The sequence below is a fragment of the Vibrio zhanjiangensis genome, from assembly GCF_030161235.1.
Taxonomy (GTDB): Bacteria; Pseudomonadota; Gammaproteobacteria; order Enterobacterales; family Vibrionaceae; genus Vibrio; species Vibrio zhanjiangensis.
Window position 1 is genome coordinate 43,388 of the sequence record NZ_BSPW01000073.1, and the last position, 15,318, is coordinate 58,705.

Annotated in this window: 11 protein-coding genes and 1 other annotated feature; all 11 genes read left to right on the forward strand. The window is 43.5% G+C overall.

The features are described from left to right. Window positions 1–101: 101 nt before the first annotated feature. Window positions 102–1,703, forward strand: coding sequence for a Na+/H+ antiporter NhaC family protein (locus tag QQK21_RS16000; RefSeq protein WP_284193187.1), 1,602 nt, complete (start codon window positions 102–104; stop codon window positions 1,701–1,703). A 166-nt stretch (window positions 1,704–1,869) separates the two neighbouring features. Continuing rightward, window positions 1,870–2,004: a sequence feature (His leader region), on the forward strand. Between the two features lie 40 nt (window positions 2,005–2,044). After that, complete coding sequence (gene hisG / locus QQK21_RS16005; RefSeq protein ID WP_284193188.1) at window positions 2,045–2,941, forward strand: ATP phosphoribosyltransferase; 897 nt, start codon at window positions 2,045–2,047, stop codon at window positions 2,939–2,941. A gap of 5 nt (window positions 2,942–2,946) precedes the next feature. Then, window positions 2,947–4,242, forward strand: a complete 1,296-nt coding sequence (gene hisD / locus QQK21_RS16010) for a histidinol dehydrogenase (RefSeq protein ID WP_431313129.1) — start codon at window positions 2,947–2,949, stop codon at window positions 4,240–4,242. 5 nt (window positions 4,243–4,247) lie between these two features. Beyond that, window positions 4,248–5,288 (forward strand): histidinol-phosphate transaminase, encoded by a 1,041-nt coding sequence (gene hisC, locus QQK21_RS16015; protein ID WP_284193189.1) that lies wholly within the window; start codon window positions 4,248–4,250, stop codon window positions 5,286–5,288. Between the two features lie 64 nt (window positions 5,289–5,352). Next, window positions 5,353–6,426, forward strand: coding sequence for a bifunctional histidinol-phosphatase/imidazoleglycerol-phosphate dehydratase HisB (gene hisB, locus QQK21_RS16020; protein ID WP_284193190.1), 1,074 nt, complete (start codon window positions 5,353–5,355; stop codon window positions 6,424–6,426). Window positions 6,427–6,440: 14 nt separating this feature from the next. Beyond that, window positions 6,441–7,055, forward strand: a complete 615-nt coding sequence (gene hisH / locus QQK21_RS16025) for an imidazole glycerol phosphate synthase subunit HisH (protein ID WP_284193191.1) — start codon at window positions 6,441–6,443, stop codon at window positions 7,053–7,055. An 11-nt stretch (window positions 7,056–7,066) separates the two neighbouring features. After that, a complete protein-coding gene (gene hisA / locus QQK21_RS16030) occupies window positions 7,067–7,804 on the forward strand; it encodes a 1-(5-phosphoribosyl)-5-[(5-phosphoribosylamino)methylideneamino]imidazole-4-carboxamide isomerase (RefSeq protein WP_284193192.1) in 738 nt (245 codons plus the stop codon). Next, on the forward strand, window positions 7,786–8,559 hold the full coding sequence (gene hisF / locus QQK21_RS16035; RefSeq protein ID WP_284193193.1) for an imidazole glycerol phosphate synthase subunit HisF: 774 nt from the start codon (window positions 7,786–7,788) through the stop codon (window positions 8,557–8,559). Before hisA ends, hisF begins: the two co-directional genes overlap by 19 nt. Continuing rightward, on the forward strand, window positions 8,556–9,194 hold the full coding sequence (gene hisIE / locus QQK21_RS16040) for a bifunctional phosphoribosyl-AMP cyclohydrolase/phosphoribosyl-ATP diphosphatase HisIE (RefSeq protein WP_284193194.1): 639 nt from the start codon (window positions 8,556–8,558) through the stop codon (window positions 9,192–9,194). The genes hisF and hisIE overlap by 4 nt, the downstream gene beginning before the upstream one ends. A gap of 123 nt (window positions 9,195–9,317) precedes the next feature. Beyond that, the gene (locus QQK21_RS16045) at window positions 9,318–10,520 is read left to right on the forward strand and encodes an EAL domain-containing response regulator (protein ID WP_284193195.1); all 1,203 of its coding nucleotides are present in this window, start codon (window positions 9,318–9,320) and stop codon (window positions 10,518–10,520) included. Then, the gene (locus tag QQK21_RS16050) at window positions 10,520–15,307 is read left to right on the forward strand and encodes a PAS domain S-box protein (protein WP_284193196.1); all 4,788 of its coding nucleotides are present in this window, start codon (window positions 10,520–10,522) and stop codon (window positions 15,305–15,307) included. Before QQK21_RS16045 ends, QQK21_RS16050 begins: the two co-directional genes overlap by 1 nt. Window positions 15,308–15,318 lie beyond the last annotated feature (11 nt).

The following is a 15,318-nucleotide window of genomic DNA, read 5'->3' on the forward strand; positions in this document are numbered from 1 at the left end:
ATACATACCTTTTGCTTTATTTACCACTTATTGTTTTGGAATTATTCCTCCAATTTGTCTGCAGTAGATCTCTAACCATTAATTACTGGTTTTTGAAGATCATGAATTTAATTGATTTTGCATCATCTCCTATATCGCTATTGCCTCCTTTGGTGGCTTTAAGCTTGGCTATCATCTCTCGACGTGTACTCCTATCATTGGGAGTGGGCATCCTGTTGGGAGCGACTCTTTTAAACGACTACTCGATAAGTAATGCAATGAGCTACATCGGCACGACCGTTTCGGGTGTTTTTATAGAGGATGGAGGCATTAATACTTGGAATATGAGTATTCTTGCTTTTTTGGTTTTGTTGGGCATGATGACAGCACTACTTACTTTGTCTGGGGGGACACTTGCTTTTGCTGAGTGGGCTCAGTCAAGGGTCAAAAGCAAGCGTGGTTCTAAGTTGCTTGCCGCGTTTTTGGGCGTGTTCATTTTTGTCGATGACTATTTCAACAGTCTCGCCGTAGGCGCAATTTCTCGTCCCGTTACCGATAGATTTTATGTATCCCGAGCAAAGCTAGCTTATATTCTCGATTCTACAGCGGCACCTATGTGTGTGGTTATGCCCGCATCCAGTTGGGGGGCGTACATAATCACAATTATTGGTGGTATTTTAGTGTCACATGGTATTACTGAGTATTCTGCATTGGGGGCATATGTTCGCCTCATACCAATGAATTTTTATGCAGTCTTTGCTTTGCTGATGGTCTTTGCCGTTGCATGGTTTGGTTTGGATGTTGGCAAGATGCGTAAGCATGAAATTGCGGCATCGCAGGGACTTGGTTTTGATCCCCAAGAAGCAGAAGACTCCAAGCAGGCTCACGATATCAATGAAGAATTAGACATAAGACAAAGTGAACAAGGTAAGGTTTCGGATTTAGTCTTGCCCATCATTTTGCTGATAGTCGCCACTGTTGCATCGATGCTCTACACTGGTGGGCAGTCTTTAAGCGCTGATAATAAAGCATTCACAATTCTTGGAGCCTTTGAAAACACAGATGTTGGCACGTCGCTCGTATACGGTGGGCTTGTTGGTTTGGTGTCTGCTCTTATCACGGTTTTAAAGCAAGGTATAAAGCTAGGCGAAGTCTCCCGTACACTTTGGATTGGCGCTAAATCTATGTTTGGTGCAATTCTTATTTTAATCTTCGCTTGGACTATCGGCTCCATTATTGGTGATATGAATACAGGGAAATACCTGTCTACCCTTGCCCAAGGAAATATAGGGACTCACTGGTTACCCGTTATTCTATTCCTTCTTGCGGGGCTTATGGCCTTTTCGACAGGTACATCATGGGGAACCTTCGGTATCATGCTACCTATTGCAGGAGATATGGCCGCAGCGACAGAAATTAGCCTGATGTTACCTATGTTGGCCGCTGTTCTTGCTGGTTCAGTATTTGGTGACCATTGTTCGCCGATATCGGATACCACCATTTTGTCATCGACAGGGGCTCGTTGTGACCATATCGATCATGTCTCTACGCAATTGCCTTATGCATTATCTGTGGCGGGTGTATCATGCATTGGTTTTATTGCCCTTGGGATGACAGAATCGATTGGTCTCTCATTTGTGGCTTCTTCGGTAGCCTTTGTTGCAGTGTGTGTGGTGTTGTCATCGCTTTCTAAAGCTAAGATGGCAAGTTGCCCCGATACATAAATTTGAGCAAGAATAACAGGGAGCGAGTGCTCCCTTTTTTATTTGTATAAGACAAATTTAAAAAATCTTTAATTTTTGGTTGAAAAAAAATTAATCCTTAGTTAGTGTGGTTACCAAGCAAGCCAACTGAACATTATATAAGTATGCGTAATTCTTTAATGAACATTCATCACCATCATCACCCAGACTAGTCTTTCGGGAGATGTACGCATACCCGGGAGGCAACAAAAGCTCCCGGAGGAAAAATCAATAACACAAGATTTCAACCCTCGGGAGAACACTCTTCCGAGGGTTTTTTAATTTTTACGTATTGAAATTAGTTTTATACAGGGACACAAGTAATGACAACACAACGTTTGAGAATAGCGATCCAGAAAAAAGGCCGTTTAAGTAAAGAATGCCAAGATCTACTTAAAAAGTGCGGTGTCAAATTTAATATTATGGGAGAGCGTTTGGTTGTTCACTCGTTGAATATGCCGATAGACCTCCTCCTCGTTCGCGATGATGATATCCCGGGGTTGATTATGGATGGTGTTGTCGATCTTGGTTTTATCGGTGAGAACGAACTGGAAGAGGTGCGTTTAGACCGACTGGCACTTGGCGAACCGTGTGATTTTATTTCACTTCGCCGACTTGATTTTGGCGGTTGTCGCTTATCTATTGCAGTCGATAAAGATGCGCAGTACCAAGGCCCGCAAGATCTGGCAGGCAAGCGCATTGCGACGACGTATCCTCAGCTTCTCAAGGCCTATATGGATAAACAGGGCGTTCCATTTTCTACCTGTATGTTGACAGGATCAGTGGAAGTGGCCCCTCGCGCTGGCTTAGCCGATGCGATTGCAGATCTTGTATCCACTGGTGCGACATTAGAGGCTAATGGACTCAAAGAAGCCGCAGTGATTTTTGAGTCCAAAGCGACATTGATTCAACGTACCGGTGAGTTTGATTCAGACAAAGTGGCATTAATTGAGAAACTTCTCACTCGAATGCAAGGCGTTCAGCAAGCCAAAGAGTCAAAGTACATCATGTTACATGCCCCAGTTTGTCAGTTAGAGCAAGTAAAAGCGTTGCTTCCCGGTGCTGAAGACCCGACGGTGCTTCCTCTTTCATCAGATAAAGAAAAAGTGGCTATTCATCTTGTGAGTACTGAAAACCTGTTCTGGGAGACGATGGAGCAGCTAAAAGAGTTAGGGGCAAGCTCAATCCTTGTTTTACCAATCGAAAAAATGATGGGGTAGTAATAATGAAAACAGTGGTTTGGGAATCTTTGAGTGAATGCCAGAAAAGCGCCATATTGAAGCGCCCTGCAATGCGCGACGGAGAAACAATTGCTGCCTCAGTATCTGAGGTTATAGGGATGGTCAAGTCACAAGGTGATGCTGCCTTGCTCGCTCTTACGGAGCAATTCGATGGTATTAGACCTGATGCCATAAAGGTGTCTGACCAAGAGATAGAGCAAGCGTCACAGCGTCTCTCTCCTGAAATGAAGACGGCACTTGAGCAGGCATATTCTAACATTTCTAAGTTTCACACTGCGCAAAAGCCGCAGCCAATTAAAGTCGAAACTCAACAAGGTGTTGTGTGTGAACAAGTGACACGCCCAATACAGAAAGTAGGCCTGTACATTCCAGGTGGCAGTGCTCCATTGCCTTCTACGGTCTTAATGTTGGGAGTTCCGGCAAAAATTGCGGGTTGTCGCAAAGTTGTGCTTTGCTCACCGCCCCCAATTGCAGATGAGATTCTTTATGTCGCCAAATTGTGTGAAATAGATGAGGTATACAATATTGGTGGTGGTCAAGCGATAGCGGCTATGGCTTATGGAACAGAGACCGTCTCTAAAGTGGATAAAATTTTTGGCCCTGGGAATGCCTACGTTACGGAAGCAAAACGTCAGGTGAGTAATGACTTTGCTGGGGCTGCGATTGATATGCCAGCTGGACCTTCTGAAGTTCTTGTCATTGCAGATGAAACGGCAGATGCAGACTTTATCGCGGCAGACTTACTAAGTCAGGCCGAACATGGACCGGATTCTCAAGTGGTACTCGTGACGCCGTCACCAATTATTGCTGATCAAGTAGCCGATGCTGTGAAACGTCAGCTCAAAGCACTTTCTCGAGCCGACATCGCAGAGCAAGCGCTGGCCTCGAGTTTAGTGATTGTTTCCGAGTCGCTGACTCAAGCGGTGTCTATTTCCAATTACTATGGTCCTGAACACTTAATTGTTCAGACTAAGGCTCCCCGAGAGCTCCTTCCTCTGCTTGATAATGCGGGATCGATTTTCCTTGGTCCTTGGTCCCCCGAATCAGCCGGTGATTATGCCTCGGGAACCAACCACGTTCTTCCAACTTATGGCTACACTCGCACACACTCAAGCCTCGGCTTATCAGATTTCTCTAAACGTATGACAATACAGGAGCTATCAGCTGAAGGGTTAAAAAATCTAGCACCAACAGTCGTGACAATGGCAGAAGCAGAAGGTTTAGATGCACATAAACGTGCAGTGACTATTCGAATCGACAAATTGAAATCCGAGAGATGATGAAAATGGAAAAGTTAGCAAGAAAACAAGTCCAAACTCTTACGCCATATATGTCTGCTCGCAGAATTGGAGGAAGTGGCGATGTTTGGTTGAATGCCAATGAGTCCCCATTTGACAATGAGTATAAAACCGACTTTGCACGCCTTAACCGATATAGTGAGTGTCAACCAAACGAGCTTCTTTCGGCATATGCAGCTTATGCCGGTGTTAAACCAGAGCAAACTTTAACTTCTCGTGGTGCTGATGAAGGTATTGAACTGCTGATACGTGCTTTCTGTGAGCCAAATGAAGATGCCATTTTGTACTGCCCTCCGACTTACGGTATGTACGCTATTAGCGCAGAAACTTTCGGTATTGAGCGCAAAACCGTACCTCTAACCTCTGATTGGCAATTGGATCTTGCCAGTATTGAATCGAATCTTGATAAAGTGAAGTTAGTGTTTGTTTGTTCACCTAACAATCCAACAGGAAACCTCGTTAAGCGTGAGGATATTGTTTCTCTACTTGAAATGACGAAAGAGAGAGCAATTGTGGTGATGGATGAAGCATACATTGATTTTTGCCCTGAGGCTTCAACGGTCGATTTACTAGAGCAGTATTCAAACTTGGCCATTTTACGTACCTTGTCGAAAGCTTTTTCTCTTGCTGGCTTGCGCTGTGGATTTACGTTAGCTAACGAGGAGCTTATTAAGGTGCTGCTGAAGGTTATTGCGCCGTATCCAGTGCCAGTCCCTGTTGCAGACATTGCGATCCAAGCGTTATCTCAAGCGGGTTTAGCGCGAACGAAGTTTCAACTTCTCGATCTAAACGCGAATCGAGCTTACCTACAAGTCGGTCTTTCTATGATTTCAGGTGTCGACGTTTTTGAAGGGTGGGGTAACTATTTATTAGTGAAATTTCCTGACGGTGATGCCTTGTTTAAAGCCGCTTGGGACTCAGGCATTATCTTGCGTAATTCACCGATAGAGAACTGTGTACGTATCAGCGTTGGAAATCGTGATGAATGTGAGAAAACACTTGGTTTTATCAGAAACTATTATTCGTAACCAGAGAAAGAATGCGTAGCGCTGACCAAATGTGAGTGCGAGAAATTACAATAAGGAAGTTCGAGTGAGCAAACAACAAAAAATCCTTTTCATTGACCGTGATGGCACCTTAATCGTCGAGCCACCCATCGATTTTCAAGTCGATCGATTGGACAAATTGACGCTAGAGCCATTTGTTATTCCCAGCCTACTAGCTTTGCAGGAGGCGGGCTATCGACTTGTTATGGTCACTAATCAAGACGGTTTGGGTACCGAGAGTTACCCACAAGAAGACTTTGATGCTCCCCATAATATGATGATGGATATTTTCGAATCTCAGGGAGTGACATTTGATGATGTGCTGATTTGTCCCCATTTTGAACGCGATAACTGTTCATGTCGCAAGCCTAAACTGGGGCTGGTTAAAGAATACCTTCAAGCGGGAAAAGTGGATTTTCAACACTCAGTTGTTATTGGGGACCGACAAACGGATTTGCAGTTGGCGCAAAACATGGCCATTCGAGGAATCCAATATCATCCTGAAACAATGGGTTGGAAGCAGATTTTAAAAGATTTGACGGTAAAAGCGCGTGTTGCTGAAGTGATTCGCACCACCAAAGAAACGGATATTAATGTTACGGTCAATCTTGATGAGCAAGGCGGTAATGATATCTCAACCGGTTTAGGATTTTTCGATCACATGCTGGATCAAATCGCCACGCACGGTGGCTTTAAAATGGTGTGTAAAGTACAGGGCGACCTGCACATTGATGATCACCACACCATAGAAGATACAGCGTTAGCATTAGGGCAGGCATTGAAAGAAGCGTTGGGCTCTAAACGTGGGATTGGCCGTTTTGGTTTTAGTTTGCCTATGGATGAGTGTCTAGCGCAATGTGCTCTAGATTTATCTGGCCGCCCTTACTTAAAGTTCGATGCAAAGTTTAGCCGCGATCAAGTCGGCGATTTATCGACGGAAATGGTCGGGCACTTTTTTAGATCGTTAACGGATACGCTTGCTTGTACGTTACACCTGTCTTCTTGCGGTGACAATGATCATCACATTATTGAAAGTCTCTTTAAGGCCTTTGGCCGTACACTACGTCAAGCCATTAAAGTTGAAGGGACGGAATTGCCAAGCAGTAAAGGCGTTCTTTAAGGGAGAATTATGCAGTGACAGAACAGAAAGTTGTCATTATTGATACAGGCTGCGCCAATGTATCTTCAGTGAAATTCGCTATTGAGCGTTTGGGTTACAAAGTGACTATTTCAAGTGATCCTCAGGTGGTGTTGTCGGCGGATAAGCTGTTTCTTCCCGGAGTCGGCACTGCGAGCGAGGCGATGAAAAACCTTAAAGAGCGTGATCTAATACGCTTAATAAAACAAGTCGATAAGCCACTGCTTGGTATTTGTTTGGGTATGCAGTTATTGGGCAAAATATCGCAAGAAAAAGGTCAAAAAGCAGATGATGTCGTTGAATGCCTAGGCCTCTGTGACGCTGAAGTAATAAAGCTTGAATCCGGAGATTTACCGTTGCCGCACATGGGCTGGAATACGGTATCAGCTAAAGCGGATAATCCGCTGTTTAAAGATATTGAAGCAGGCGAGTATTTCTATTTTGTGCATAGCTTTGCAATGCCTGTTGGCGGTGACACTATTGCCCAATGTGATTATGGTCACTCGTTTACTGCTGCAGTTCAAAGCGGTAACTATTATGGTGTCCAGTTTCATCCTGAGCGCTCTTCGAAAGCAGGCGCCAAGCTTATTCAAAACTTCTTAGAATTATAAAGGCATTGATTGTGATTATTCCCGCTCTTGATTTAATTGAAGGCCAAGTCGTGCGCCTATACCAAGGCAATTATGGCCAAGTAACTGAATACAAAGTTGACCCAGTGGAGCAATTTAATTTGTACCACCAAGCTGGTGCCAACTGGCTTCACTTAGTGGATCTCACTGGCGCAAAAGACACCACAGCACGTCAACTTGATTTGATTGCGAAACTGCTTTCGAGCACTCCAGCCAATATCCAAATTGGTGGTGGCGTTCGAACTGAGCAAGATGTAATAGATTTGCTCAAGGCTGGGGCTCAGCGTGTTGTGGTTGGTTCAACCGCCGTCAAACAGCCTGAAATGGTAAAAAGTTGGATGGAAAACTACGGCGCAGAAAAGATCGTTTTAGCGCTCGATATCAACATTGATCACAATGGAACGCGTAACGTTGCAATTTCGGGCTGGCAAGAAGACTCAGGTACCACTATTGAAGAGCTAATCAACGACTTCTTAACGGTTGGTTTAAAGCATGTATTGTGTACTGATATCTCCCGTGACGGGACCTTGGAAGGTTCAAATGTTGAGCTGTATGTCGACCTATGCAAGCGGTATCCACAGGTACAATTCCAGTCTTCAGGAGGCATTGGTTCATTAGCGGATATCCAAGCTTTGAAAGGCAGTGGTGTTGCGGGTGTTATCGTTGGTCGGGCGTTACTGGATGGTAAGTTTACAGCACAGGAGGCCTTAGCATGTTGGCAAAGCGAATAATTCCTTGTCTTGATGTTCGTGATGGGCAAGTTGTCAAAGGTGTTCAGTTTCGTAATCATGAGATAATTGGTGACATCGTACCTTTAGCACAGCGATATGCCGAAGAAGGGGCAGACGAACTGGTATTTTACGATATTACCGCTTCAAGTGATGGCCGTGTAGTGGACAAGACATGGGTGGCGAGAGTTGCTGAAGTCATTGATATTCCCTTTTGTGTTGCAGGTGGTATTAAATCAGCTCAAGACGCGGCACGGGTGCTTGAGTTTGGGGCGGATAAAGTCTCTATCAATTCACCGGCGTTAGCACAACCTGAGTTGATTACTGAGCTTGCCGACAGATTTGGTGTGCAATGTATTGTTGTCGGCATTGATTCGTACTTTGATGAAGTAACGGGTAAATATCAGGTTTATCAGTTTACAGGCGATGAAAAACGGACCAAGGCAACGCAATGGGAAACCTGTGATTGGGTTGAAGAAGTACAGCGGCGAGGCGCGGGAGAGATTGTGCTCAATATGATGAACCAAGATGGCGTACGAAATGGGTATGATATCGAGCAGCTCAATAGGGTACGTGATGTCTGTCGGCTACCGCTTATTGCCTCAGGAGGTGCCGGAGAAATGGAGCACTTTGCACAGGCTTATCAAATTGCGAAGGTTGATGGAGCACTGGCTGCGTCCGTCTTCCACAAACAAATAATCAATATTGGTGAATTAAAACAGTATTTGAAACAACAAGGTATTGAGGTGCGTCTATGAGTTTTAACATCGAAAAAGCCAACGCATTAATAGAGCGAATCAACTGGGAAAAAGTAGATGGATTGGTACCCGCCATTGTACAAGATTTTCAATCGAGCCAAGTCTTGATGATGGGATACATGAACCAAGACGCACTGAATAAAACATTTGAAACAAACAACGTGACCTTTTTCTCTCGCACAAAACAGCGCCTTTGGACGAAAGGTGAAACGTCGGGCAATATATTGCAGCTAGTCAATATGTCGCTGGATTGTGACAATGATACGCTACTTGTTAACGTTAACCCTGTTGGCCCCACTTGCCATTTAGGAAATGCCACCTGTTGGGATCTTGACTCTCAAGATGAGTCACAAATGGTATGGCTTAGCCAACTAGAAAAGTTGATTGCTGATCGAAAAAATGCAGATCCAGAGTCTTCTTACACGGCAAGTCTTTATGCTCGTGGTACCAAGCGTATCTCCCAAAAAGTGGGGGAAGAAGGGGTTGAAGTTGCCTTGGCGGCGACGTCGGGCGACAAGGCGGAATTAGTGTGTGAGTCTGCAGATTTGATCTATCACCTCATGGTATTGCTGCAAGATCAAGGACTGTCAATCAATGACATCGTTAATAAGTTGAAGGAGCGTCACCGGCTGTAGATTATACTAGAATTGTTGCACATATAGTCTACCCTACTAATACGGACTTAGAATTTTTAGCTCTGTCGACAAGCAATCAATGCTGTTAATGGATCAAACTTCGACAAGGGGGCCCGTTTGGAAATGGCTGATGGCAACCGGTTATTGCTCATAGTTGATGATCAAGATGTCGTACGACATACACTCAAACTCTGCCTCAAAAATATCGAGTATGAAAATGTCGTGGAGGCCCGCGACGGAAGAGAAGCGAAAAAAGTCATTGCTGAAAATGATGTGGATATCATATTTTGTGATCTCAACATGCCTGTAGAAGATGGGTTTGAAGTTTTACGCTATCTGGGGGAGATTGGCTTTAAGGGCAGCGTTATCCTGATTAGTGGAGAAGAGGAAGAATTGTTATCTTCCTCTTCCAATTTGGCCCGCCTGTATCAGCTTGACATTTTAGGTAGTGTGCAAAAGCCAGTATCCGCTGGCGTGGTAAAAAAACTCATTGCTCAAATTGAAACCTCAAGGCTAACGAGGTTGAACGCACCACCTGTCCCAGTATTAAGTGCCAACGATATTCTTCATCATATGGATGTGGGTAATGTTAAAGCCTTTTTTCAACCCCAGATGGATCTGGCAACTCGAAGAGTCAGTGGACTAGAGGTTTTAGCTAGAATCGTCGTCTCAGACTCAGAAGTTATTTATCCCGACAGTTTTATCCCTGCTGCGGAAAAAAGTTTGGATTTAATCCAATCGTTGACAAAGGTAATTATCAAAGAAGCCTTGTCTGAAATTTCTCAGAACTATCAATTTTTGCAAGGAATAACTTTTGCGCTCAATATTTCTGCAAAAGTATTGGAAGATCCGCAGTTTCCCTATTGGCTCAATGAAGTTGTTGTCGACTATAAGATTCCTCAAGAAAACATTATTTGTGAGCTAACCGAGACGGCCCTAACTCACGAACAAACAACCGTTGATACGCAGTTACTCAGGCTCAAGATTCTTAGATTTAAGATTTCAATTGATGATTTTGGCACAGGCTATTCGTCGATTGCACAGCTGCATTCAATCCCATTTGATGAAATAAAAGTTGATAAGCGTTTCGTTCTGGATTGTATCAGTAACCTCAAATCTAGAGCTATTCTGGAGCAGAGTATTTGCATGGCGAAAGCGATGGGGATCAGTGTTGTCGCCGAAGGAGTAGAAAACAGAGACATTGAGAACTTCTTAATATCCATCGGTTGCCATATAGCCCAAGGCTTTTTATATTCTCGGCCAGATACCATAGAACCCATCGTTAAATACATTCGGTGGACTCAAAATATGCTTGAGAGCGGCTAATGAAGTTATCGTCAAAGCTGCCTCTACTTTTCTTTGTCTTTGGTGTGTTGATGTTAGGTACAGTGACCTTGGTATCATGGAAAGGCAAAGACATCCTTGAGAATACGACGCTCACTAATATAGAACGAGAAGCGGTACTCCTGATGCGGCTTATTGAGCGTAATCTTTTTGAGCGTTATCACGATGCTCAAGCTTTCCCCATGTCTTTAGGCGTTATAAATAAAGAAAAACTCAATTATGTGGCAACTGATCCTCATATTTCTGACAACCTAAATCGATTTGTCCAAAACTACAAGGTTTATCGACGCATCTTAATTTTGGACAACCAAGGCAACATTCTGGCAAGCAATACACAAAATGCACAAGGAAAAACATTACCAACCCCCATGATTAGTGCTTCAGAAGTGAGGAGTACCAAATGGTTTACTGAGGCCATTTCAGGAATGACGTTGGATCAGGATAAACCTCGTAGCAGTTATGTTTATGGTCCAGATCAGCGTTTGATTGACGATTTATCGACATCTTACGACATGATTTTTGCCTCTGTGATCCAAGATAGCTCTGGAAATGCCGTTGGGCTGTGGGTAAATGTGGTTGATTTTGAAGTGGTTGAAAATATTGTCGCCGAAACCTATGAGTTGCTCTCAAAGCGTGGCTTTGTCAGCTCCGAGTTGACGATATTAGATAACAAAGGCCGGATTATCGTGGATTACGATCCTGTAGGGCAAAATGAAGCTGTGTATGAGAGAGACTTTAATGTACTCGGCAACTTAAATCTGGCAACTAACGGCGTAGAAGGTGCAAGGCTTGCTGTTGCAGGGCTAAGTGGATCAAATATATCACGCCATTTTAGGAAACAAGTCGATCAAGTCACTGGATATTCATATACCAGCGGAGCATATGATTATCGCGGGTTGGGATGGTCAGCGTTAGTTCGTGTCGAAGTGGATGAGGCGTTTGCTCCGTCGAACTTGATCTATCAAAAAACGCTATTTATTGCCGCTCTATTACTCTCATTGATTATTTTAGTGGCCTTCTATTTGGGCAAAAGGGTCGCTAAACCTCTGAATGAATTGGCAATATCTATTAATGCTTTGGCCAATGGTGAAAAAGATATAACGCTACCAGAAATATCAGGTAAAGATGAAATTGCGAAAATGGTGTCTGAACTCAGAAACCTGAAAGATATAGTCGTTGATCGAGAGAAGTTGACAAAAGAAACCGATGAGCAGCGCTTGCAATTAGACATTCAACGCCGTGCAATCGACTCAACGACTACAGGCATAACGGTAGCAGATGTACGCCTACCTGACTCACCGATAATTTTTACCAACAAAGCCTTTGAAGAGTTGACGGGATATACACGCAATGAAGTGATTGGTCGTAATTGCCGCTTTTTGCAGGCAGAGGATAAAAAACAGCCAGAAATTGATAAGATAAGATATACGATTGAAAATCGACAATCATGCTCTGTTGTTCTTAAGAATTATAAAAAGGATGGAACACTATTTTACAACAATTTAAGACTAGATCCTGTTTTTAACGATGATAGCGAGCTAACGCATTATATTGGTGTTCAGACCGATATTACTGAAATTAAGCGTATTGAAGATCAAGCCAAAGTTAAACTTGAAGAAGAGGTGGCACGTAGAACCCAAGAGGCTCGTGATTCTGAAAGCCGCCTGAGGACCGTTTTTGATACCGCTTTAGATGGTACGGTGGTTATTGATAATAGTGGCATCATTATTGATGTGAATCGCTCGCTAGAACTTATATTTGGACGTATCAGAGAAGAGTTAGTGGGTGAAAATGTCAGTATTTTGATGCCACCTCATTACGCAAACATCCATGATGGGTTTATCTCTACTTATCTTTTAACGGGTAATAAAAAGCTGATTGGTACGCCTCGCCAAGTCGAAGGTCTGCATAAGACGGGGAGAATTTTTCCAATTGAAGTTTCAGTGGGTGAAACTTGGTTGGGGGATTCACAAGTGTTTGTTGGCGTGGTTAAAGACATAACCGTTCAAGAAGAAACGAAACAAAGAGAAAAGCAACTGCAAACCGAGTTACGAGAGCGGGAACTTATTTACCGTGCGGCATTCAATCAAGCGGCGGTGGGGATATGCCGGATTTCGCTTGATGGTAAATTTATTGAAGTTAACGATAAGATGTGTGAGATCTTTAGTTATAGTGAGGCTCAATTGCTTGAACTTAACTATCTCGACGTTACTCATCCTACTTATCGAGAACAATGCCAGCAACTCGTAAGTACGTTAACAGAAGGCGATCAAAGATCTTTTACCATCGATACTTTGTATATCAACCAATACTACGCTGAGTTTTGGGCGACATTATCGGTTTCAATCGTGTTTGGAAACGACTCTGTACCTAAGCACTTAGTGGCAGTGATTGAAGATATCTCATCTCGAAAAGCAATTGAGAAGGAATTGCGTTCAGCGAAAGCGGCGAGAGATGAGCTACTAAGAGGAATGCGCTTGGCCTCCGATGCTGGGGGAATATGTAATTGGTCTCTTGATATAGAGTCTCAATCCATGCATTGGGATGAAGCAATGTATCAGTTATATGGTATTGCTCAGGATACCGACTTGAATTACGAAGACTGGAAATCCAGTCTTCACTCTGAAGATATGGATGGTGCTATCGCCGTGCTACACAAAGCAATAGAAACGAGTAGCCCATTCAATGCCGAGTACCGCATTATAAATAAAACGACACAGGCTGTTCACTGGATAAAAGTTGCTGGTGATGTAGTGACAGATAAGGAGACGGGTAGACATTTTGTATTCGGCATTAACTTAGACATTACAGAAGAGCGAACAATCCGAGATGCACTAGAAAGCGAAAGTGTAGCAGCAAGGCAAGCCAACGAAGCCAAATCGCGTTTTCTTGCAACAATGAGCCATGAAATACGAACACCAATGAATGGTGTGATTGGTATGGTTGACTTGCTAAAAGAAACGCCATTGGATCATGAACAACGTAAAATGATTAGCACAATTAGGGAGTCATCGTTTTCATTACTTGGCATAATCAACGATATCCTTGATTTCTCTAAAATTGAATCTGGTCAGGTAGAGTTGGACTTGACCGAGACAAATCCACTCGATTTGATTGAAAAAACCCTTGAAGCTTTATGGCTTAGTGCCAACCAAAAAGGCGTAGGCTTATATTTGGTGTATGACACAAAAACACCGGAGTTTCTTCTTATTGATCCTGTTCGTACCCGACAAATTCTTCTTAATTTACTCGGTAACGCAGTCAAGTTCAGTCAAAATGACAACAAACTAGGTATGGTTAAGGTAACGGTAGCTTACGATTCTATTCAGCAGTCACTACGGATTGCAGTTGAAGATAATGGCGTGGGGATGACAGATGAACAGCAGAGCAGGTTGTTTAGACCTTTCACCCAAGCTGACAGTTCAACGACCAGAAAGTATGGTGGAACTGGACTAGGGCTTTGTATTACTAAGTCGTTCATTGAGTTAATGGATGGCTCTCTGGATGTTGAGAGTGAACATGGGGTCGGAAGTCAGTTTGCTTTTGATATTCCAGTGGAGGCTTGCAGAGAAGGCTCAGTCTTTGGGAGATTTCACTTCTCTCACGTGACTTTTGTGTTGCATATTGAAAATGTCAATTTAAAAGCAGTCGTTACAGAAATACTGCAAGGGTTGAATGCGAAAAGTATCGTTTCTGATATGCCTGCAGAATTGGACGAAGAAAAGGCCGCGACAGTTATCCTGACAGACATGGTGGAAACGACTCTGGAAGGCCGTATGTTAGTGTTAAGTGATAATTTATCGACCAGTATTGGCTTTATTTCACCGAATAAATATGCAGTAGGGGTACATCCACTAAAACCAAGTGAATTTGTTATTGGGTTGGCGATATTGACCGGACAAGAGAGCCCAGATTTCGACTGGGGAGAAAAACTTGTCTTGGAAGAGATAGAAAATAATGACTCAGACTGGGCGGATAATCAGGACATCGTCATTTTGTGTGCAGAAGATCAGCCCACCAACCAAGTTGTCTTATCTAAGCAGCTGACAAAACTGGGATATTCCTTCGATATGACTTCAAATGGTCGTGAAGCGTTTGAGAAGTGGCAATCTCGTTATTACGACCTTGTGCTGACAGATTGCCACATGCCTGAGATGGATGGATTCGAGCTAACCTCAGAAATTCGACGTCTTGAATCCGAACAAGGAAAAGAACGCACTTTGATCATCGCTGTGACGGCTAATGCCTTGGTTGGAGAGGCTGAACATTGCATTGAATCGGGTATGGATGATTACCTTTCAAAACCAGTAGAGCTTTCTACACTTAGAAAAGTGTTAGCACTTCGCCTACGTGGTAAAGCGCTTCGCAAACCTAAGCATGCTGAGAACTCTCAAGAAAACTCGAATGATCAGAAGCATTGTGAAATAAGCTCAACAGCATTACTTGATATCAACCATCTCAGCGAAATAATTGGCAGTAGTGACGAAGACATGGTGAGGGCAGTACTGTCTATGTTTTGGGAGAGCGTATGTCAGGATATTAAGCTGTTAAGAATAGCGAGTGCTGAGTGTAATTCGTCACAAGTAAGACAGCTAGCCCATGGAGCTAAAGGGGCAGCAGCGTCAAGCGGGGCTTTGGCCTTGAGTGAACTCTTCCGTGCGATAGAACAAAACAACAGTGATTTCGAGTATGTAGAACGAGCGCTGGATGATGTAGATGACATGATGACTCAAATCCAACAGCAGTTGGAGAAAGACCAAATTATTTAGCATTAAACAGC

Coding starts and splice junctions, on each gene's coding strand:
- QQK21_RS16000 (WP_284193187.1), top strand. CDS start 102: ATGAATTTAATTGATTTTGCATCATCTCCTATATCGCTATTGCCTCCT.
- hisG (WP_284193188.1), top strand. CDS start 2,045: ATGACAACACAACGTTTGAGAATAGCGATCCAGAAAAAAGGCCGTTTA.
- hisD (WP_431313129.1), top strand. CDS start 2,947: ATGAAAACAGTGGTTTGGGAATCTTTGAGTGAATGCCAGAAAAGCGCC.
- hisC (WP_284193189.1), top strand. CDS start 4,248: ATGGAAAAGTTAGCAAGAAAACAAGTCCAAACTCTTACGCCATATATG.
- hisF (WP_284193193.1), top strand. CDS start 7,786: ATGTTGGCAAAGCGAATAATTCCTTGTCTTGATGTTCGTGATGGGCAA.
- hisIE (WP_284193194.1), top strand. CDS start 8,556: ATGAGTTTTAACATCGAAAAAGCCAACGCATTAATAGAGCGAATCAAC.
- QQK21_RS16045 (WP_284193195.1), top strand. CDS start 9,318: ATGGCTGATGGCAACCGGTTATTGCTCATAGTTGATGATCAAGATGTC.
- QQK21_RS16050 (WP_284193196.1), top strand. CDS start 10,520: ATGAAGTTATCGTCAAAGCTGCCTCTACTTTTCTTTGTCTTTGGTGTG.